Source organism: Dyella sp. S184 (assembly GCF_009766065.1).
Taxonomy (GTDB): domain Bacteria; phylum Pseudomonadota; class Gammaproteobacteria; order Xanthomonadales; family Rhodanobacteraceae; genus Rhodanobacter.
The window spans coordinates 1-647 of the sequence record NZ_LMUE01000018.1; the positions used below are offsets into that span (position 1 = coordinate 1).

General features: G+C 55.5%; 1 protein-coding gene. It reads right to left on the reverse strand.

What is annotated here, in order from left to right; all coding sequences use genetic code 11:
* Positions 1-70: 70 nt before the first annotated feature.
* Complete coding sequence (locus GSQ75_RS18945; RefSeq protein ID WP_158756449.1) at positions 71-577, reverse strand: hypothetical protein; 507 nt, start codon at positions 575-577, stop codon at positions 71-73.
* Between the last annotated feature and the right edge of the window lie 70 nt (positions 578-647).

The following is a 647-nucleotide window of genomic DNA, read 5'->3' on the forward strand; positions in this document are numbered from 1 at the left end:
GGTAACCAAGGTTAACGCTGCGACCTTCCATTTCGATGCTGCCAGGTCCATTTGCCACCTAACGCTTGAGTTAAGCGGTGCCGAAACCGCGTAGCGGTTTTGGCGTCCGCTTGGACGAACTGTTAGGTCGCCGTGCGATAAGCGAAAAAGCCGCGGCCGAGGCGACACCGCAGGCACCCATGAATGCTACCAATTCTAGGTATTGCAGCCAGCCTGCGAAAGTAGGTATGCCGTTGACCAAAGTGGGGACACCGTCAATGGTTGCAGATGCGCCCCCTGAAAAACGCAGAGGCCAAGAAAGCACGGCAACCGGGAACGCACCTAATACGAAGCCACTTGCGATAGTTGACCAACAGCGAACTGCGTTGCGCCAACGAAGTAAAACGTAGGTCGGAAGCCCAAGCACAAGCACATAGGCCACCGAGATTAATGCACAGAGACAAAGGAAGTTTCCGGTACGAACCCAGATGTATGGATCGTTGGGTTTGAAGGTGGCGAATTGCTCCCACAGATACCAGCCGGTTATGAGACCGACCGGTACCAGGATTGCTGCAAGGAATGCGAGGGTGGTCTTCATGAGCCCTAACGCTGGAGTTAAGCGGCGGCAAAGCCGTCCGCCTTGAACGAGTAGTTAGGTGCGGCGCGTG

What these genes read in the sequence shown, in the direction of transcription:
- GSQ75_RS18945 (WP_158756449.1), bottom strand. Translation starts at nt 577, where the DNA reads ATGAAGACCACCCTCGCATTCCTTGCAGCAATCCTGGTACCGGTCGGT.